The organism is Sporosarcina sp. FSL W7-1349 (assembly GCF_038003045.1).
GTDB lineage: Bacteria > Bacillota > Bacilli > Bacillales_A > Planococcaceae > Sporosarcina.
On the sequence record NZ_JBBOOK010000001.1, the window covers coordinates 727462 to 746346 of the forward strand.

Below are 18885 nucleotides of genomic sequence, written 5' to 3' on the forward strand. Positions count from 1 at the left end.
TTACATCATTCCTTTCAAGTAGATGAAGCTGAAGATAAAGATCCAGACGACATCTAAGAAATGCCAGTAAAGTGAGAAGATAAACGATTTATTAGCCGTTGCGGGCGTCAAACCACGCTTTTTCACTTGCATGATAATAAACAATCCCCAGAACAGACCGACGGTAACGTGAGCTCCATGCGTCCCTAATGTGGTCAGCAAGATTGCGGTAAAGGCACTCACTTGAAGTCCTGCCCCCACATGAGCATAGTGCATGAACTCATAGATTTCCACACCGAGGAATGCTAAACCGAGAAGCAATGTGATGGAGAAAAATGTTAACATTGCATTTTTTCTGCCGATCCGCATCGCGTGCACGCCAAGACCGATCGTAAAACTACTTGTTAACAACAAGAATGTTTCGATGAGCACTGGAGCAATTTCAAATATCTCCGCTCCAGCCGGTCCATTTCCTGTTCGGTGCTCCAAGGTGAAATAGGTTGCAAAAAGTGTTGCAAAGAGCATGACTTCGGCACCTATGAAAACCCAGAATCCAAAGATATTCATTTTATTTTGTTGCGTACTATATTCAAGGGGAAGCGAGTTATCGAGTTTCATTTGCTAACACCTCGCTATCTTTTTCTGTTGCTTTGATTTCTTCGACGGAAATATAATGACCGTCGTCTTTTTCAAATGAACGATAAGCCATGCATGCAAAGATTGCAAGCGTCGTAAGAATCGCTGGAATCCACATGCCAAACACGAAGGAGAAGCCCCAGACGAAGAAGATACAGCTCATGATGAACGGCATACCGCTATTATTCGGCATATGAATCTTCTCGATTTCGCCTGTAAATAAAGGCAGGCCTTTTTTCTTGAGATCCCAGAAAGCTTCACTAGAATCCACGTGTGGTGTCCGTGCAAAGTTATACGATTGAACTGGAGTTTGTGTTGCCCATTCAAGCGTACGTGCATTCCATGGATCTGAACCGATCTCTCGGGAAGCATAGCGCGTACTGTAATAGACATTATAGACGATTAACGCAAAGCCGATCGCCAACCCGATCGCTCCCACGAAGGAAAGCATATTCAATGGACCAAATCCGGATGCTTCAGAGTAGGTGTACATCCGGCGCGCTTGCCCGTCCAATCCAGTGAAGAACATCGGGAAGAATGTGACGTTAAATCCAATCGCGACAAACCAGAATGCCCATTTCCCGATTCTTTCATTGAGCATGTAGCCGAACATTTTCGGCCACCAATACGTTAGTCCCGCTAGCATCGCAAATACGACACCTGGGATGATTGTATAATGGAAATGCGCAACCAAGAACATCGTATTATGGTATTGGTAATCGGCACTGGCCATACCAAGCATGACCCCGGTCACTCCGCCGATTGTGAAAATCGGAATGAACCCTACTGCATAGAGCATGGGAACCGTAAATTCGATTTTCCCTTTCCGCATTGTCAACAACCAGTTAAAGATTTTAATGCCGGTTGGAATGGCTATGGCCATCGTCGTAATCGAGAAAATACTATTCGTTAGTGGCCCTTGCCCCATTGTGAAGAAATGGTGCGTCCAAACTAAGAACGACAGGAACGAAATGATCACAATCGAACCAACCATCGATTTATATCCGTACAGGTTTCGTCGGGAGAAGGTGGAGACAACCTCACTGTAAATCCCGAATGCCGGCAATATGAGGATATAGACTTCTGGATGTCCCCAAACCCAGAACAGGTTCGCCCAAAGCATGTCCATTCCGCCGTTTGTCATTGTAAAGAAGTTGGTTCCGAATAGCCGGTCCATCGTTCCCAACAACAACGCAATCGTCAGTACCGGGAAAGCGAACACTACAATTGCATTTGTAATTAAAGCCGTCCAAGTGAACATCGGCATTTTCATCAATGTCATGCCAGGTGCTCTCATTTTGAAAATAGTAGTACAGAAGTTAATACCTGAGATTAACGTACCGATACCGGCAATTTGAATCGACAACATATAATAATTCGTTCCGACTGATTGGCTAAAGTCATTCCCGGCAAGCGGGAAGTACGAAGTCCAACCTGCGTCAGGAGAACCGCCGATGACGAATGAAATATTGAATAACATCGCACCCATGAAGAACAGCCAGAAACTAAGTGCATTCAAACGAGGGAACGCTACATCGCGCGCCCCGATCTGCAACGGTACAACGAAGTTCATTAACGCGTAAATAAATGGCATCGCCATAAAGATGATCATGACAACCCCGTGGGTCGTGAAAACTTCATTATAATGCTGGGCATCCAGCAACGAATTATCAGGAACGGCAGTTTGTGCACGCATCATCAATGCGTCCACACCACCGCGGAATAGCATCAGCAATGCGGCAACGAGGTACATGATACCGATCCGTTTATGGTCAACCGTTGTCAACCATTCGCGCCATAAATAACCCCATTTTTTGAAATAGGTTAGACCTACGAGAATTGCAATAACGGTTAGTCCAATGGCAACCATGGATGCGTAGATCGCAGGACTCGGATGAGGTATGGCAAATCGATCAAAGTAATCCATCATTTTGTACTCCTTTCGGAAATTTTACTTCGTGAGAGATATAGTTAGAAAAGGGGAGTCGATATAAAACGAACTACAGAAGTGAACATTACCAACAAACCGTTACTTTCCGTTCTAGGCGGACGCTTTCCGCGGGGCGCGGGCGAGCCAATCGAACTGCGAAGGGTTCGATTTGCCGTGTTTCTGCGCATTTTGCAGAAATTAAGGCATCCTTCATTTTCAAACTACACCTTTTATGGAAACAAAGGCTGCTGCCAAACGCTTCGCTTTTTGGCGCAAAAGCCGTTCTCCGTAACGGCTTTTCCTGCGGGGTCTCACCATTCGCGCTTCCCCCCGCAGGAGTCGCCGCCTTCCACTACAAGTAACTAGAGTTACCAAGCCCATTTTATTAATGATCCGAATGTTCCATTTCAACACCGCCATGCGCGTCATCTGAATCATGTCCATCCTCGTGAGATTGACTTGATCCATGATTATGGCCTTCAGGCGGTGGCAAAAACTTCAAGTGAGTTCCACTGAACGTTAATTGCCCCAGATGGCCCGGTTTTAGTAGTTCATCAAATTTCTCTTCCGTTAGAGGCTCGGCAGTCGTTTTCACTTCTTCTACCCACTCATTGAACTCCGCTTCGGGCATGGCTGTCACGTTGAACGTATTCTCTGCAAAACCTTTCCCGCTGAAGTTTGAGTTTCTTCCCATGTATTCACCAGGAACTTCAGCTGCCAAATGTAATGTGGTGATCATATCCGACATCGCATATTTTTGTCCGCCCAGTTGCGGAATCCAGAAGCCTGTGATCGGGCCGTAGGAGTAGAGTCTAAATTCCAACGCACGATCCGTTGGGATATACAAATAGTTCACCGTTTCGATTCCTTCTTCCGGATAACTGAAATGCCATTTCCAGTCAGAGGATGAAGCGTAGATGACCAATGGTTCCTGATCTTCATATCCTTTAGGTGTCGCCTCAACTTCATACGTCGATTTGACTGTGATAATGGAAAGGAAAATGATAATGATGACCGGTATCCCGACAATGATTGATTCAACAATCGGATTCCCTTCAATATGCGGAGGTTCATAATCCGGGTCCTGTTTCGAAGCACGATATTTTACAAGGACGTTCACCAATAAGACGAACACAGCAATGACAACAATCGCCATCGTTGCAATTGAAATCCAAATAACATTGGATATCGTTTCAGCTTGGGGTCCTTTCGGATCCAGTACCATTACCGGTTCACACCCCGCTAACACTGCGAGAATACCAATAACCAAGCTTAGCAAAGCCCATTTCTTTTTCATGGAGGTACCCCTTTCTATGGTTCTATAGGCTATAGAAACAGCATGTGAAATGATAAAGTTCAGCAGCTCCTTGAACTTTCGCTTTATCTTAATATAATAAAATCCCAAAAACAATTGTCTGCTACACACTTCACATAAACTTCACGTGAAAATAGAGAAAAACCGCCACAAACCTTTCATTAATCAGATATAAAACTGACACATTCTGTGCATCAAAAATACATATATTTGATAAAATAATAATATTGAACCATATTTTTCCTCGATTGTATTGTCCAGTAAATGAGCAAGGTTTTTCAGTGTTAACGTTAAAACACCACTCTCGCTCCTAACGAAGCGTAGAGTGGTGTTTTAGTTTAATCCGTATCCGTTCTTGGTAACTTGCAACACTTTCACAAGATTTAAAAGACATCGAGTCATGCTTATTATCCAAAGGGCATGAATTGTAGTATTGACATATAGCAGATAGTTCCACTTGCTATGGAAAGAAACATATTTCTCTTCCAATAATGCACTATTACTATCAAACCTATCGAGATCGATTCTGGTATCCCATAACTGCCAGTTAAAAAGGAAACATCTCGCAATGAATAAACAACGAGCAAGCCAAAGATAGCAGGTGGTAAGACATTCCCTAAATATTGAATATAAGGAGGCGTAGGCTTCTCCGCTGAAAAAATGATGAAAGGCAAGAACCTGGTCATCATTGTTCCTAAAACAACCATGCCGATCGTTATCATTCCTTGTGTAAAGGTCACCTTGCATTCACCACCTTTTTCTGTTCAATCGGACTTCGTAAAAATGTTAAAATCACCAACATTAGTACCATGGCAGGAACAGTGAAGTATTCTGGACCAAATAGAATAAGCGTTAAAGCGGAAGCCCCAATTCCTATTAATGAACTGTGATGTTTCTCTTCTCTCATCCATTGATCCAAGAAAATTACAACGAATAGTGCAGTCATAACAAAGCCTAAACCGGTCGTATCAAAACGAATAACGGAAGCTAGAAAACTTCCTATCATTGCTCCACTGACCCAATAAAACATATTCAATAAAGTGACATAAAACATAAACCATCCTCTGTCTACAGACGCAGGAATCGTTGTCGTACTATTGATCACAAAAGTTTCATCACAAAGCCCATAGATTAAATAAAACTTCTTCTTCCCAGCCCCCTTAAATCGCTCTAGCATGGAAATACCGTAAAATAAGTGTCTCCCATTTATCATTAAGGTTAAAAACAGAACATAAAGAGGATTAAACTCTTCAAGCAATAACGTAGCAGCTATAAACTCCATGGAGCCTGCGAAGATAAAAAAGCTCATGATAAAAGTATAAAAAGGCTCAAAACCTAAAGCATGCACATACATACCATAGGCAATCCCTATAAAAATAAATCCCGCAAAAATCGGTAGAGTATAGGGAAATGCCGTTCGCAACGCCGTGATGTGTTTATCCATAATTTTCACTTCCTTTTGAAATTGTATGATAAGATAGATGTAATAACATATTTTTTATGCGGTAACGCACAATATTTATTATAACATATGAAATACATTATAACGCACAGAATTTCAATGATTTAGTAAGGAGTGATCTTTTTGGATAACATAACAGAGGTTATTGGAAGAAATTTAAAAATGTATAGAGTGATGAAAGGGTATAGTTTAGAAAAAACAGCAGAACTGACTGGAGTAAGTAAAGCAATGTTAGGTCAAATAGAGCGGGGGGAGTCCAATCCAACTGTGACGACATTAAAAAAAATCTCAACCGGATTGGAGCTCTCATTCACCTCTTTAATGAGTGAAGATATTTCATCTGTAAAAATAATTAAAAAAAATGAACTGGAACCGGTATACGAAGATAATAAAAACGTTGAAGTATTTCCAATCGTCCCCTTTAATTTTGACAAGCCGTTTGAAGTATACTTAACCATCTTACATCCAGGGGCTTATTATGTAGCAGATCCACATAATGAAGGCGTAAAGGAACATATCACTGTTAATCAAGGAACATTAGAGATTGAACTAGACAACATAACCTATTCGATAAAAACGGACGAGACCATACTATTTGACGGGAATAAACAACATATTTATAAAAATAACGGTGACACAATTGTAAAGTGTATGATGATTATTCATTATTCTTAAGGAAAGTAAAAATGGAGAATCCGTTTTGATTTATTGTTTTCAAAATGGGTTCTTTTTATTACTGTAAAATGAGGCTTTACGGCATAAAAGGGGGGATTTCCGTGTTAATCTATCTAAGCGTGTACTCTTCGGCCGTGTTTTTGGGAATTCTCAGTGCTATTTGCGGCTTTTTGTTTTATAAAGCAATCAGTAAAATAAAATTTTTTTCTAGAACACGTAGATATATAGTAGGGGTGATAGTAGCTTTACTGCTATGCAGCCTCATGAATTGGCTGATATTTGAGGGAGTTTGGTTCCTATACTTACCAATGGCAATCGCGGCGCTAGTCGTATATGTCCCGTGTATTAAATATGCGGAGTAGAAGCAAGTTTTTCTCTGCAAAAAAAGCCGATCTCCTCCACAGGAAAATTCGGCTTCCTTGATTATATTGTATTAGTCTTCTACTTTTATTTTCATCATAGAGGACTCTTGATTTTCTTGACGTGTATCCATTTTGTGGATCGAGTGAGATAAGAGGGCTTGCGTCCCAAGCAACCCTTCTTTCTTCATTTGTTGAAAATGTTGTGTTGCCTCTTGTGGAATCCCCTTTGCCCGCATTGTTTCCCGGAATTCAAATAACTCATCAATCATGCGATGGGCAACTTCTTTTTGAATCATTGTTTTTCCTCCACTGTATTTGAAGTTGAAATGCGTTCGCCAAAACAAATGCGTAACCGTTCTTCTACAAATTTGCGCTTACAATGGGTCTCCCGATTAATGAGCTGGTCAAAATGACTTTTCTTCGATAAGCGCCTACTTGGATGGTCAATTTGTCCCCGCGTTGTCAATTATCATATTGGGGATTAAAGGAAAGACTTCGTTGGGTAGGTTAAAAAGAAAGAGCTTTTACATGATATAGGAAGGGAGTGGACTGCGTTGAAAAAAGCGGTTTTTTTAGACCGGGACGGGGTCATCAATGAAGTGCTGACAGATCGGGTAAAATTTGTGAATCGCCCGCGGGACTTTTACTTTTTGCCGGGCGTTCCGGAAGCCATCAGACGTTTGAACGCTGTTTTCGATTATGTCTTTGTCGTCACGAACCAAGGCGGTGTCGGGCTAGGGTTTATGAAAGAGGTGCAACTGAAGGCGATCCATGAGCATATGATCGCGGAGCTTCGGAAGGAGGGTGCCATCATTCATGACGTGGCGTATTGTCCGCATAAACCGAAAGCGGGATGTGCATGCCGGAAGCCGAACAGCCAACTGATTGAAGAGCTTGCCAAGAAGTACGAGGTGGATCTGTCCGCGTCGTATATGGTGGGGGATACCGACACGGACATCATAGCCGGGAAAAAGGCGGGAACGAAAGGGGTTTTCCTCGGTTCGGCCGACCCGCTGGCGGATGCCGTCTTTCCGAATCTTGCCCAAGCAGCCGACTGGATCATCGAGGACACGGCACAATCGTAAAGCGCACATACGAGTCGAATCAAAACCTTGCATAGATTACGCAAGGTTTTTTCTTTACACTTCGTATACAAACGTATACAATAAAAACACTGTATACATTTGTATACGAAAGGAGTAGGTCGTTATGAGAAACGGGCATCATCATCGGGAGAGTCATCACGGAGAACGGCGCAGAGGTAGGGAAGGGGGGCCGTCGCGAGGCGGTGCTAAGACGTTTCGACGGGGACGGGCGATTGCTTTTTTGGAAACTCTTCAAGTGAAGCGGGCTACCGTCGCAGCGCAATTGGAGAAACCCGAATTCCAATCCATTGAACCCGTTCTTGTCGGCGAATTAAAAGCGATTGACGGGATCATCGACGAATTCAAAAACCTCTTTGAAATCCAGGAAGGCGAAACCTCTGAAGAAAAGCAGATGGACGCCACGGAAGGGGATACGCAGAATGAAGAGCATTAACGAATACATCGATGCCGTATTTGCGCCAAGTGACGAGATATTGGAGCAGGTCCTGTCTTCCATTCAGGAAAACGGCATGCGGAATATATCCGTTTCGCCGTCGTCCGGGAAGCTGCTGACGATGCTCGTATCGCTGACCCATTCGAAAAATGTCCTCGAAATCGGGGCGCTTGGTGGCTATAGCGGCATTTGTCTCGCGCGTGGGTTCGGCGCGGGAGGTCATCTGACTTCTTTGGAATTGAAGGAGCCGTTTGCAGAACTTGCGAAACACAATCTGACACTTGCCGGTTTCGGCGATCAAGTGACTTACAAAACTGGCCCCGCATTGGATAATTTGGCGGCCTTGAAGGCGGATGGGAAGACCTTTGACTTCTTTTTCATCGACGCGGATAAAGGGAACTATGAAAATTACTTGAACGCTTGCGTGGAGTTGGCGGAGCCGGGTGCCGTCATTGTAGCGGATAACGTGCTCGCCGGCGGGACCGTAGCCGATCCGGCTGCCACTGAAAAACGATATACCGAACAGATGAAAACATTTAACGAAACCGTTGCACAGCATCCCCGATTGGAATCCGTCCTTCTGCCAATCGGGGACGGCATGACGGTTTCGCGGGTGAAAAATAGCTAATCCCAACTAACGAAAAACCGGCGCAGGAGGGTCCTGTACCGGTTTTTTATTGGTGCTTATTTTCCTTCCTTCACAGAGACTAATTCCGTGAAGATCTTTCCATTTTGATCTGTAGCTTTTATAATTCCGATTCCTTTGGCGAAATACGCTCGCGAGCCGTCTGGGAAACGGAGAATGACGACATTTTGGAAGGTGCCAGCTTTCACGGTTATTGTTTTCGTTGTGCTTTCCACTAAAACCTTTTGATCCTCAAACAGGAGAGACGTATCGGTTGTGTAAGTTCCTTGTTTCAATGGATACGGAACGTTGACGAAGATGAAATCCGAGCTGGAGACTCCCATCAGCAGGCCTTTGTCGGTCTCGATGTACGTAAAGTTCGATAATTCCGGGTAAAGGGGACTCTTCTTATTATATAAGTACGTGTATTCTTCTTCTTTTTCTACGACAAATGTCTCTTTCTTATTTTCCAAGAAAGAGGGTGCATACGTCAGGATCAATCCTTCTTTAGGCGCCAGTCCGCCGGTAACCATTGTGGGGGCAGCGTTTGGGTTTTGATTGGATAGAGCAGACGTAAATACATACCCCTTACTTTTCCCAGCTTGTACATAGGACCATCCGTTCGATGAAGACAAGACAACGACTTTCGAATGGTTTTGAATGGTACCGAGCGTGTCAGCATTTTGGTTCGGTGCGGAACGCAAAATAATATCATTTTTTGCATGCACATACATTTCTGTTGCCGTGGCGGTGGCGTTTGGATGGACAGGGAATACGAGTATCAACAACATACTGAGTACTAAGACTATTTTTCTTATGTCAATCACTCCTTGGTATAGTGGCTTATAGAAGCTATGAAACAAGCATTGAAAATAGAATTAGGGGTACACAATAGGTGCATTTATGAATATGTCTTCCACTGGGATCCGCCTCTCAAACAAAAGGGGAGAAAGAATTCCTTGTTATCTTGATAACCGCGGCACGGTGAATGCGTTGAAGCGGTTAATGAAAGACAACTAGACGAATACCGAGGACGTTCGGATGAACGCTCCCATGTAGATAGCAGTGACGGAGAAATCGGGAGTTCATTGAATTCCCAAGTATAGATTATGTGCGAGGTACTATGAGGATAATGTAGGCGAATCAAATTCGTATTTAGGAGTACAAGAGATGAATGGTGCGCATCTCCTATAGTTATTATTCCACGTAGAAACATAGAATCCTTGCGGCAAGGCGATGTTTTATTAGGAAGATGGAGATTGGCCAGGTAAGTGTCGAAGGTAGGAAAGTCGAAACTTTCACGATGGCGCGTCCTCCCGGTGCACTCGGTGAAGAGGAATATGTTGTTGCGCAGGATAGGTGTGATACTCAAAAGGAGGTGCCATGGCTAGAGCGAAGTGGCATGTGCCGCTCCGTCACCCTTAGAATAAAAAGAGATATAGGTCAACAACCAGATAGATTGTACAAAATACCGGAATCAGAAATATGCCTAATTTGGTTTTCTTTTTCCAAAACAAGTAGGAAAGAAATGAAACAATACATAAACCAACAAATAGGGTGGCCGGGAAAAATAATTGATAAAATACCCTTTCAGAATATGTGATATCGCCTGGATAACTGGAGGCGGCGTAACTGCGGCTCAACTCTATATAAATATGACTGCCCCAGATCCAAGCGTATGTGATCAAAATGCCTAGCAGCAACTCTATCAAAAAAAGTGTATATTTCACTTTGTTCATCTCGATCACCTCCAGACAAATCATGTGCAAGCGGACGCTTCCTGTAAACGGGACGTCTATCACCAACAATAGTTCCGATTCCGCGTACGGTCCCCTTTGCTCCTGCTTTTTTAACCGATCTTTCCAAGCTGTTTCGTTAGATTGCTAGATTTTTATTTACAAAAATGATAATTAGAAGTACTATTATGTCACACGATATATCGAGATACATAATAGAGAGGAGATTGCGGAAAGTGACGTACAAGGGAGGCCCGATGACCGAGGCGATGTACTACGTCTTGCTGGCGTTGCTGAATCCGAACCATGGGTATCAGCTCATGCAGGCTATTGCGGACGTTTCGCACGGCAGATTGCAAATGGGGCCAGGGACGCTGTATGGCGTCCTTTCACGGATGCAAAAAGACGGTCTGATTTCGTTGGCAGAAGAGGACGGCAGAAGAAAAACGTATCAAATTACGGCAGAGGGGGAGCGAGCCTTGCGCGCAGAGTATAAGAGGCTGCAGTCGCTCCTGCGGGACGGCAGCATGTTGGAAGGGGACGGTGAAGATGAGTAAGATGATACGCAGGATTCGCAGTGATGAATGGCGGATCGGGGAGCATGAAAGCTGGTTTGCGGATATGGCTGCGCAAGGCCTTCATTTGAAAAAGTTGGGACGGATCTTCGCACGATTCGAACGAGGAGAGCCAAGGCGGACTCGCTATCGGATCGATGTGTCGCTTCATAAAAAAATGTCAGAGGAGCAAATTGAGCTGTACGAGGAGGGCGGCTGGGAGTTCGTGACGCAATACGGCGCGTTTTACGTGTTCTCTTCTCCCGCTGAGCGTGAGGCGCCCGAATTGCATACAGACCCCGCCGAGCAGGCGCATACACTACGGGAGCTGGACAAAAAGCTGTTTGGGCATGCGCTCTTTACCTTAATTGCGCTTATTTTGATTGTCGGCATGCTGTCTTCGCTCTGGTTTCTTGATGGGACACCCGTATACATGCTCGTCGAAGGGATGGCGGTCCAACAGACGGTACTGACGGTCATAATCGGGTATCAGGCCTATATTGCAGTGCGGGGGGCCGTCTCCATCCGTGTGCTGCAGAAGCGGCTTATCGAAGGCAGACCGATCGACCATCATGCGCCTTATCGGAAGCGTTGGCGGCGCCATACTATCATTGCACTGCTATTTTCATTGTTCGCTGCGGCGAGCGCCGTCATGCCCATCATGTATCTTGTGAAAGAAAAGACGGCAACGCTGCCCGGGTCGAGTCCTGAATTGCCGATTGTCCGGTTGGCGGAAATCGAGCAAAATCCCGATCTGATTCGCGACGAAGCGTATATGAGAGACGGTGTCGATTGGGCCAACCGGTATTCCTATAACTGGAGTCCGTTCGCGCCCGTGCAATATGACACGGACGAAAGCGGAATTGTCCCAGGAAAGACATGGGACGATCAGAGCGGCGACTATTCCCCGAGCGTCCATACGAAAATGTACCAGCTGGCCATCCCTGTTCTGGCGGATTCTCTCGTTTCGGACCTCGTGAAACGATACCAGTATGGAAATGAACAATTTATCGAAACGGAGCATCCGGACTTGGATCGATTGCTGGTCCACGAGAAAAGGGAAGCGAAAGAAATCGTTGCCTCGAAAGGAAAAGTCGTCATGTACGTCCGGTACCATGGCTATGCGGAGTTGAATGCGGTTGTGGAGGAGACGGTGGGGAAAATGAGATTGATTGTAGAGTGAGAGGCATTGCTAAAAAGGGGAATCGAACATGATGCTTGAGCTTCTGAAAGAAATATACTCACCTAGCAAGGCGTACAAGGCTTGCATTACGAAACGGGTACAAGATGAACTTTTAGAAATTGACGTTTATCTTTGGGATGATGAGTGGGAAACTTGGCTGCAAAAGTCTACCGGCTTTTCACTCACCGACAACCTAACTAGTGCGATGGCAATTGCCAAGGAAAAACTGAAGGTTTATTCAGGCGAGAATATTGAATAAAATGGACGTGTGAAGTTGTAAATTGGCACCGAGGTGATCGAAACAACAGTAAGAGGGTAGTCCCTCCAAAGAAAATAACCATTTTTGGATTGATACATAAATTGAAACGCAACCCCATGAATAACTAGAATGGAGTACGATGTCGCATGAAGAAAAAGATTATCGCCTATGAACGAGTAGAAGAATCGGTACTACAGGCATTACAAAAAGAGTATGAGGTCCGTCACTTTAAAAGCATTGATCCGAAAAACGATCCCGACTTCCTAAGTTTCCTTTGGGAAGCGGAAGGCGTCATTGGAACAAGGTTTCCAGCCGAACATGATTTGCTGGAGAAAGCGCCGAACTTGAAAATCATCAGTAATGTATCCGTCGGCTATAATAATTTGGATATTCCAGAGTTGACGAAACGCAACATCATGGCTACGAACACGCCCGGCGTCTTGGACGATACCGTAGCCGATTTGGCAATGGGGCTGATTCTGTGTACGGCCAGAAGATTGCCGGAATTGGATCAATACGTCAGAAGCGGCCAGTGGACCGAAACGCTTCCGCGGGACTACTTTGGCGTCGATGTCCATCATAAAAAACTGGGGATTATCGGGATGGGGCGGATTGGCCAAGCCATCGCGCAACGGGCCCACTTCGGGTTTAGCATGGAAATCCTGTACCATAGCCGTACACCGAAACCCGAGGCGGAAGAGCGGTTCGATGCGGTGTACTTGAGCTTAGAAGACCTTCTCCAGCAATCCGATTTTGTTTGTCTGATTACGCCGCTGACGCCTCAGACGGAAGGGATGATCGGACGCAAGGAATTCCAGTTGATGAAACCTTCCGCTATCTTCATCAATGTCTCGCGGGGCAGCACCGTTGTAGAAAGCGAGTTGATCGAGGCCCTGCAAAACAAAGAAATTGCCGCTGCGGGCTTGGATGTTTTTATCAAGGAACCCGTCGACCCGGATCATGCGCTATTAAAAATGAAAAACGTCGTCACCCTGCCACATATCGGCTCGTCCACTTTCGAAACGGAATTGAAAATGGCCGAATTGGCAGCGGTAAACCTGAAAGCGGGGCTGAACGGGCAGAAACCTAAGAATCTGATCGATCCGAGTGTGTGGGAAGCGATAGGAGAATCATTTTAAACATAATGATTACTAGAGAGAACTTAGAAAAGAAACAAATTTGGATATATGGCATCGCTCTTTTATTTGGAGGGACTTTAGGTCTCACAAACGAGAGGGTAGGAACTAGCTTGGACTGGACGATATCGCCGCTGATCGCCCTTCTGATGTACGTAATGTTTGCGCAAATTCCCTTCCTGAAATTACGGGAAGCCCTGTCAAATTTTAGATTTATGATGGCATTATTGCTTGGAAATTTTATAGCTGTCCCTATAATAGTATGGATCTTGATCATGATCTTTCCACAATCTCCGCCAATTTTATTGGGAGTGTGTTTGGTTTTACTGACTCCATGTATTGACTATGTAATCGTCTTTACTCAACTCGGAAAGGGCAATGAGAAATTGATATTGGCTTCCACGCCTCTTTTGTTCGTCGTCCAAATGATTGTACTCCCATTCTATCTCTGGTTATTTATAGGGGAAGAAATGGCGGGAATTGTACATATAGGGCCCTTTCTGGAAGCTTTTTTATTGCTAATCGTTGCGCCTTTATTAGTAGCCATCATTACTCAATTATGGGCTAAAAAGAAGGTGCTAGGTGAGAAGTTCTTAGATCTGACTACCTGGTTTCCCGTGCCATTTATGGCATTGGTGCTAATTGTGGTAGTCGCTTCCCAAATCGGGAAGGTATACCATGATTTCGAACTGATTATGCGTGTGATTCCGATCTATGTTTTGTTTTTACTCCTTACTCCATTTGTATCGCGCTTTCTCGCATATGTGTTCAAATTGGATATTGGCGCAGGAAGAGCATTAATTTTTAGTACCGGAACAAGAAATTCTCTTGTCGTTCTTCCTTTAGCATTGGCCTTACCCGATTCTTGGGCAACGTTGGCTGCCGCTGTGATTGTCACCCAAACGATTGTCGAGTTAATCGGAGAGCTGTTCTATATTAAGGCGATCCCATTGTTAATGAAAGATCGTACTGGTTCCGGAGTGGGGATGTAAGTAACTACGATAAGAGCGTGTTTTGACCAGTTTTTCAAAACACGCTCTTTTTAACAGCAAGTTACGCCGTAAAATTCCCATCATAGCTCAACATGATCGTGGATTCGACGCCTTCTATGCCAGATAAGATGTTTACGAAGTTCATATCGTTTTGTTTGATGCGGACTTCATAAGTAATTTCATGGCTGCCGGGGAGGATCGATTTTGATTTGATCGTATGCTTCCGGGCATGTTCCGCCACAATCTGTTCAATTGGCGCTTCGCTGGCCGTTTCGCCGTATCGGATTACCAGCAAATACGGGTTTTCGACTTTGATTTTAGTAATGAACAGCATCAGCACGAGGCCGATCAGGACAGCTCCGAGAATCGCCAAAGGGATGAAGCCACAGAATGCCGGTGACAATAGCCCAGAAGATATAGACGATGTCCATCGGATTTTTGATCGGAGTTCTGAAACGAACGATCGATAACGCACCGACCATCCCAAGCGATAATAGAATGTTCGATGAAATGCCCATGATGATAAGGGCCGTGGCCATTGACATGACAATGAGCGCAATGTTGAACGTGTGGGAATAGATGACCCCTGAAAACGTCTTTTGATACACCCAATAGATAAAGAGCCCGATGAAAAATGCGGCAAGCAAGCCGAGCAATGAGTCGACGATCGAAAAACTCGATGTCTTTTCCAGAAAACTTGATTTGAATATGTCTGTAAATGTGATATTCTCCATTTTAATTCCTCCAACTTTTTTCAATTATCCGTACATCCGACTGATTTGGTATTTCGAGTAGGTTCCTTTCCGTCTATCTCCGAGTTGAAGCAGTTTTTTAATGACGGTGGGCAAGTAGTTATCATATTTCACTTCCAAAATCACTACATCCGCATCCGTTTCGACCATCGGCAGTTGCGGATTCAGCACGTCGTTGTTCCGAAAGCTCGTCTTGATGGAGCTGTCAAACGTGACCCTCACGTTGCCGGGAGGATAGATAAAAACCTCTCTCTCATAATCCACGACTGTGATCGGCTTCATTTGAAAGACATTCATTTGGACATATAATTCTTGCAGCAGGCTCCTCGCGTCACTTTCCATCCACGCAATCTCGCCTCGGCGAATCTGTTCATATTCCTGGGCGGAAATGCGGCATTTCTGTTTATATGTCAAGTTGTTTCATGGATAATGGCAACGGCTCCCTTGATTATGACGGGATATTTGAAATCAGTGGGGGGACATTGATTACCGCAGGAAGCTCGGGGATTGCGATGGCTCCTTCTACGAGTTCCACGCAGAACTCGGTACTTATGACGTTCCCTGATGTCCAAGTAGCCGGTACGATTGTCCATTTGACGGATCAAGCAGGAAACAGTATTGCGACCGTTGCACCGCCGAAAGAGTTCACCTCCGTATTGATCAGTTCCGAGAAGCTGGCGAAAGGGGAGACGTATACGCTCTATGGCGGCGGGCAGGCAACAGGCGTCGAAACTAACGGTCTTTTCTCCGAAGTGGAGTACAAAGACGGAGTGAAAATAGCTGACTTCACGATTAAAGAAGCAACCACATGGCTGAATGAAACCGGCGTGACAACCGGTGCAAGCGGCAGACCTCGCGGCGGTTTTAATCCAGGAGCCGAACCGGAACGCCCGCAAGGCCAAGGAATGTTCGATAACTTGGATGAAGAAACGAAGCAAGAAGTTCAGGAGATTTTAAAACAAATGAGGGAAGGGACCATCTCCCAAGAAGAGGCGGACCAGCAGTTACAGGCGTTAGGGATTGCCGTGCCGGAGCAAAGAAAGCGGTAAAAGGGGGGGGGCTGTCTGAAAGTCAGTGAAAACTGATTTACAGACAGCTCTCTACTTTTTATAGAAGATACTAGTACGATGAAATGTATATTTTCCGAAAAACGTATTGAAACATATGTTCGTAAATGATATGATAAGATCAAATAATCAGATAACTAGAGGAGGGATGAAATGGTAGCAATGCTCGTCATGGAAAAACCGAGTGCCTACAAAGCTGATTCAGTGGATCAAGACGGACTATGGAAAAAAGTGATTGGAGATTTGTTTGAAGACTTCTTACTGTTTTTTGTACCCGATTTGTATGAAAGGGTAGATTTCACAAAGAAACCTGATTTTCTGCAGCAAGAGCTTTTTCAACAAGTTGTCGACAAGAAAAAAGGGCGTCGGATAGCGGATCAAGTGGTTAAAGTGCATTTGAAAGATGGGCAGGAGCAGTGGATCCTTGTCCATGTGGAAGTGCAAAGTTCGAATGAAGAGGATTTTTCCAAGCGGATGTTTCAATACTTCTATCGAATTTACGACCGCCATGAGAAGAAAATTGTAGCGGTTGCAATTATGACATCTCCAGAGCATAACATCTATCCGAACGAGTTCAGCTACTCTTATTTTGGCACGACGCTTCATTATGCGTATACTACTCATAAGATAGTTGATTACGATTTCGAGCCATTACGACGTTCGGAGAATTTATTTAGCAAAATCGTACTCGCAGCCAAATACATGCATGCGACGAAGGAACGAGACTGGCACCGCTATGTCTTCAAAAGGAAATTGATGCGTGAAGTAGTGCGCAATCGAGCCTACTCACGAACAGCAGTGCAGGCTATTCTTCATTTTGTCGATTATTTGTTACGACTGCCGAAAGAATACGAACAGAAACTAGCGGAAACGATGTACCCCGTACTCGGAAAGGAGAAGGAACTGATGGAACTTTACAATAAGGACAATGCCTCACCGACCATATCGAATGCGTTTGAAATGGAACGGATGGAAGGGATAAAAGAAGGAGAATTGAAAGGAAAGATGGAAGAACGCCGGAATATCGCCCGGAAACTTCTAGAACAACAACTGCCGATTGAAACAATTATCGCCGCCACAGAACTATCCGTTGAGGAAGTGGAAGCGCTAAGAGTGCAGTTCGAATAAAAGAGACCCCGCACGGATTTTGAATCGTGCGGGGTACATAATCCATCCATACACTAAAGTCGCTTGAATAGCAGGGTAGATTCCAAATCGGACAAGCCCAAGTCGAACATCATCATGGCAGGAGAACTTTGCCGATGAGAATAAAGCGAAAATGAAATGGGAAGCGGGCATTCAAACCATCCGGGGACAACTCTCTTATAAAAACAGAGTTCGCAAAATTGAGAGAAAATACTATCCATTAAAATAAACTCTTGTTATAGTAGAGATATGCTAGGTTCACCTTCGAAGAAGAGAAGGGAAGCAAGGGGGTGGCATGTTGGGGGAACAACCGGTTTGGAAATACGCTTTTGCCAGTGTCATGGTGACAATCAGCACACTCGGCTTTGCGAGGATGTCTTACGGAATTTTAATGCCTTTTATGAAAGATAGTTTATCGCTTTCTTATGAGCAGGCCGGCATGCTGGCGACGACGAATTCGATCGGCTATTTGGGGATGGTCTTGTTTGCCGGGATTTTGGCAGCGAAATGGGGATCGCGCAAGCTCGTTGTGCTTGGCACTTTTATCGTAGCGCTTTCTTTAATGTATTTGGCGTCCGTCCATAGCTACGGTGCAGCATTGACAGGAATGGCTTTGCTCGGAATTGGTACCGCTTTCACCTACACGCCGCTCGTTAACATTATCGTCGGCTGGTTCCCACATCGTCGGGGGCTGATGATCGGCTTCATGGTGAGCGGCCTCGGGCTCGGAACGCTCATTTCCAGTACACTCGTCCCATTTTTCACGACGTGGTTCGAACTGGAAGGGTGGCGGCAATTGTGGTTCTTCTACGGTATCTTGTCCGTCTTGTCCACGTTGACGGCGCTGCTTATTCTACGCGATCCGCCGGTTCCTTTATTGAATGAAGGGCAAAAAAAGCAATCGCTTTGGAAAGAAGTGTATTTACATAAGCGGGTGCTGTTGGTGGCGGGCATCTATGGATTAATCGGATTCGCTTACTTGATTCCGCAAAGTTTTTTATTCAGTTTCATCCTGGAAGCGGGCATTAACCCCTACCAGGCGGGCCAGATTATGGCGCTCGGCGGCATCATGTCCATTTTCAGCGGGCCGCTCTGGGGGAGCATTTCCGATAAGATTGGACGGAAACGGTCGCTGCTTATCACATTGATCATCGGTTCCTTTTCCATGGTGCTGCCTGTCGTCTTTCCGGCAGCGCTCGGCTTCATCATCAGCCAATTTTTATGGGGAGTCACCGTAGTCGGCATGCTATCGCTCATTCAGGCGTTGTCCACGGAGCAGATTCATCCGTCCTACGCACCGATCGCTCTTGGCTACGTTACAATCTATTTTGCGGCGGGGCAATTGCTTGGTCCGGGGCTGGGCGGCTGGATCATTGATAATGTCGGCGGGATTCCTGCTGCACTGCTGTTATGCGCAGGACTGTTGCTCATCGCTTTCCTCATGTCCTTCAAGATGGAAAAGCGAAGCGTCGAGCAACCCGTCGCCGAGTCGTTCGTTCATTCACCTAAAACTACCAATCCGTGAGTCGAGATTGCC

At 45.0% G+C, this 18885-nt stretch carries 23 protein-coding genes and 1 pseudogene; 12 read left to right on the plus strand and 12 right to left on the minus strand.

The annotated features are described in order from the left end of the window. The 5 genes from qoxC to MKY41_RS03625 all read right to left on the minus strand — a co-directional run bounded on the left by qoxC (position 1) and on the right by MKY41_RS03625 (position 5304). Positions 1–597: a cytochrome aa3 quinol oxidase subunit III gene (qoxC, locus tag MKY41_RS03605; protein WP_041074953.1), complete on the minus strand. Its 597-nt coding sequence runs from the start codon at positions 595–597 to the stop codon at positions 1–3. Continuing rightward, positions 584–2542 (minus strand): cytochrome aa3 quinol oxidase subunit I, encoded by a 1959-nt coding sequence (gene qoxB, locus MKY41_RS03610; protein ID WP_340743742.1) that lies wholly within the window; start codon positions 2540–2542, stop codon positions 584–586. The genes qoxC and qoxB overlap by 14 nt, the downstream gene beginning before the upstream one ends. A 388-nt stretch (positions 2543–2930) precedes the next feature. Beyond that, positions 2931–3842: a cytochrome aa3 quinol oxidase subunit II gene (qoxA, locus tag MKY41_RS03615; RefSeq protein ID WP_340743743.1), complete on the minus strand. Its 912-nt coding sequence runs from the start codon at positions 3840–3842 to the stop codon at positions 2931–2933. A 425-nt stretch (positions 3843–4267) separates the two neighbouring features. Beyond that, positions 4268–4582 (minus strand): branched-chain amino acid transporter permease, encoded by a 315-nt coding sequence (locus tag MKY41_RS03620; RefSeq protein WP_340745626.1) that lies wholly within the window; start codon positions 4580–4582, stop codon positions 4268–4270. A gap of 14 nt (positions 4583–4596) precedes the next feature. Beyond that, the gene (locus MKY41_RS03625) at positions 4597–5304 is read right to left on the minus strand and encodes an AzlC family ABC transporter permease (RefSeq protein ID WP_340743744.1); all 708 of its coding nucleotides are present in this window, start codon (positions 5302–5304) and stop codon (positions 4597–4599) included. A gap of 141 nt (positions 5305–5445) precedes the next feature. Here MKY41_RS03625 and MKY41_RS03630 point away from each other — a divergent pair, with 141 nt between their 5' ends. Then, positions 5446–5997 (plus strand): helix-turn-helix domain-containing protein, encoded by a 552-nt coding sequence (locus tag MKY41_RS03630; RefSeq protein WP_340743745.1) that lies wholly within the window; start codon positions 5446–5448, stop codon positions 5995–5997. 433 nt (positions 5998–6430) lie between these two features. Here MKY41_RS03630 and MKY41_RS03635 read toward each other — a convergent pair whose 3' ends face one another. Then, complete coding sequence (locus MKY41_RS03635; RefSeq protein ID WP_340743746.1) at positions 6431–6655, minus strand: hypothetical protein; 225 nt, start codon at positions 6653–6655, stop codon at positions 6431–6433. A 64-nt stretch (positions 6656–6719) separates the two neighbouring features. Beyond that, positions 6720–6809, minus strand: a pseudogene (locus MKY41_RS20755) (hypothetical protein); the annotation flags it as partial. 104 nt (positions 6810–6913) lie between these two features. Here MKY41_RS20755 and MKY41_RS03640 point away from each other — a divergent pair. From MKY41_RS03640 to MKY41_RS03650, 3 genes are all read left to right on the plus strand, one after another. Then, positions 6914–7444, plus strand: coding sequence for a D-glycero-alpha-D-manno-heptose-1,7-bisphosphate 7-phosphatase (locus tag MKY41_RS03640; protein WP_340743747.1), 531 nt, complete (start codon positions 6914–6916; stop codon positions 7442–7444). A 124-nt stretch (positions 7445–7568) separates the two neighbouring features. Next, a complete protein-coding gene (locus tag MKY41_RS03645) occupies positions 7569–7898 on the plus strand; it encodes a hypothetical protein (protein WP_340743748.1) in 330 nt (109 codons plus the stop codon). Next, a complete protein-coding gene (locus MKY41_RS03650) occupies positions 7885–8526 on the plus strand; it encodes an O-methyltransferase (RefSeq protein WP_340743749.1) in 642 nt (213 codons plus the stop codon). Before MKY41_RS03645 ends, MKY41_RS03650 begins: the two co-directional genes overlap by 14 nt. A 56-nt stretch (positions 8527–8582) precedes the next feature. Here MKY41_RS03650 and MKY41_RS03655 read toward each other — a convergent pair whose 3' ends face one another. Beyond that, on the minus strand, positions 8583–9314 hold the full coding sequence (locus tag MKY41_RS03655) for an SH3 domain-containing protein (protein WP_340743750.1): 732 nt from the start codon (positions 9312–9314) through the stop codon (positions 8583–8585). 630 nt (positions 9315–9944) lie between these two features. Then, on the minus strand, positions 9945–10262 hold the full coding sequence (locus tag MKY41_RS03660) for a hypothetical protein (RefSeq protein WP_340743751.1): 318 nt from the start codon (positions 10260–10262) through the stop codon (positions 9945–9947). 233 nt (positions 10263–10495) lie between these two features. Here MKY41_RS03660 and MKY41_RS03665 point away from each other — a divergent pair, with 233 nt between their 5' ends. The 5 genes from MKY41_RS03665 to MKY41_RS03685 all read left to right on the plus strand — a co-directional run bounded on the left by MKY41_RS03665 (position 10496) and on the right by MKY41_RS03685 (position 14383). Beyond that, positions 10496–10816 (plus strand): PadR family transcriptional regulator, encoded by a 321-nt coding sequence (locus MKY41_RS03665; protein WP_340743752.1) that lies wholly within the window; start codon positions 10496–10498, stop codon positions 10814–10816. Next, positions 10809–11996: a DUF2812 domain-containing protein gene (locus tag MKY41_RS03670; protein WP_340743753.1), complete on the plus strand. Its 1188-nt coding sequence runs from the start codon at positions 10809–10811 to the stop codon at positions 11994–11996. Before MKY41_RS03665 ends, MKY41_RS03670 begins: the two co-directional genes overlap by 8 nt. Before the next feature lie 28 nt (positions 11997–12024). Next, on the plus strand, positions 12025–12255 hold the full coding sequence (locus tag MKY41_RS03675; protein ID WP_340743754.1) for a hypothetical protein: 231 nt from the start codon (positions 12025–12027) through the stop codon (positions 12253–12255). A gap of 146 nt (positions 12256–12401) precedes the next feature. After that, positions 12402–13394: a 2-hydroxyacid dehydrogenase gene (locus MKY41_RS03680; protein WP_340743755.1), complete on the plus strand. Its 993-nt coding sequence runs from the start codon at positions 12402–12404 to the stop codon at positions 13392–13394. Positions 13395–13396: 2 nt separating this feature from the next. After that, positions 13397–14383 (plus strand): arsenic resistance protein, encoded by a 987-nt coding sequence (locus tag MKY41_RS03685; protein WP_340745627.1) that lies wholly within the window; start codon positions 13397–13399, stop codon positions 14381–14383. A 61-nt stretch (positions 14384–14444) separates the two neighbouring features. On the opposite strand, the gene MKY41_RS03690 is transcribed toward MKY41_RS03685, so the two are convergent. From MKY41_RS03690 to MKY41_RS03700, 3 genes are read right to left on the minus strand one after another with little or no spacing between them, the layout of a single operon-like run. Further along, complete coding sequence (locus tag MKY41_RS03690; RefSeq protein WP_340743756.1) at positions 14445–14756, minus strand: hypothetical protein; 312 nt, start codon at positions 14754–14756, stop codon at positions 14445–14447. Further along, entirely contained in the window at positions 14701–15117 is a 417-nt protein-coding gene (locus MKY41_RS03695; RefSeq protein ID WP_340743757.1) for a DUF4956 domain-containing protein, read from the minus strand. Before MKY41_RS03695 ends, MKY41_RS03690 begins: the two co-directional genes overlap by 56 nt. A 24-nt stretch (positions 15118–15141) precedes the next feature. Then, complete coding sequence (locus MKY41_RS03700) at positions 15142–15549, minus strand: VTC domain-containing protein (RefSeq protein WP_340743758.1); 408 nt, start codon at positions 15547–15549, stop codon at positions 15142–15144. 8 nt (positions 15550–15557) lie between these two features. Between MKY41_RS03700 and MKY41_RS03705 the strand changes: the two genes are divergently transcribed. The 3 genes from MKY41_RS03705 to MKY41_RS03715 all read left to right on the plus strand — a co-directional run bounded on the left by MKY41_RS03705 (position 15558) and on the right by MKY41_RS03715 (position 18873). After that, entirely contained in the window at positions 15558–16184 is a 627-nt protein-coding gene (locus MKY41_RS03705; protein WP_340743759.1) for a hypothetical protein, read from the plus strand. A 171-nt stretch (positions 16185–16355) separates the two neighbouring features. Beyond that, positions 16356–17330 (plus strand): Rpn family recombination-promoting nuclease/putative transposase, encoded by a 975-nt coding sequence (locus MKY41_RS03710; protein WP_340743760.1) that lies wholly within the window; start codon positions 16356–16358, stop codon positions 17328–17330. Between the two features lie 316 nt (positions 17331–17646). Further along, on the plus strand, positions 17647–18873 hold the full coding sequence (locus MKY41_RS03715) for a YbfB/YjiJ family MFS transporter (protein WP_340743761.1): 1227 nt from the start codon (positions 17647–17649) through the stop codon (positions 18871–18873). Positions 18874–18885: the final 12 nt, after the last annotated feature.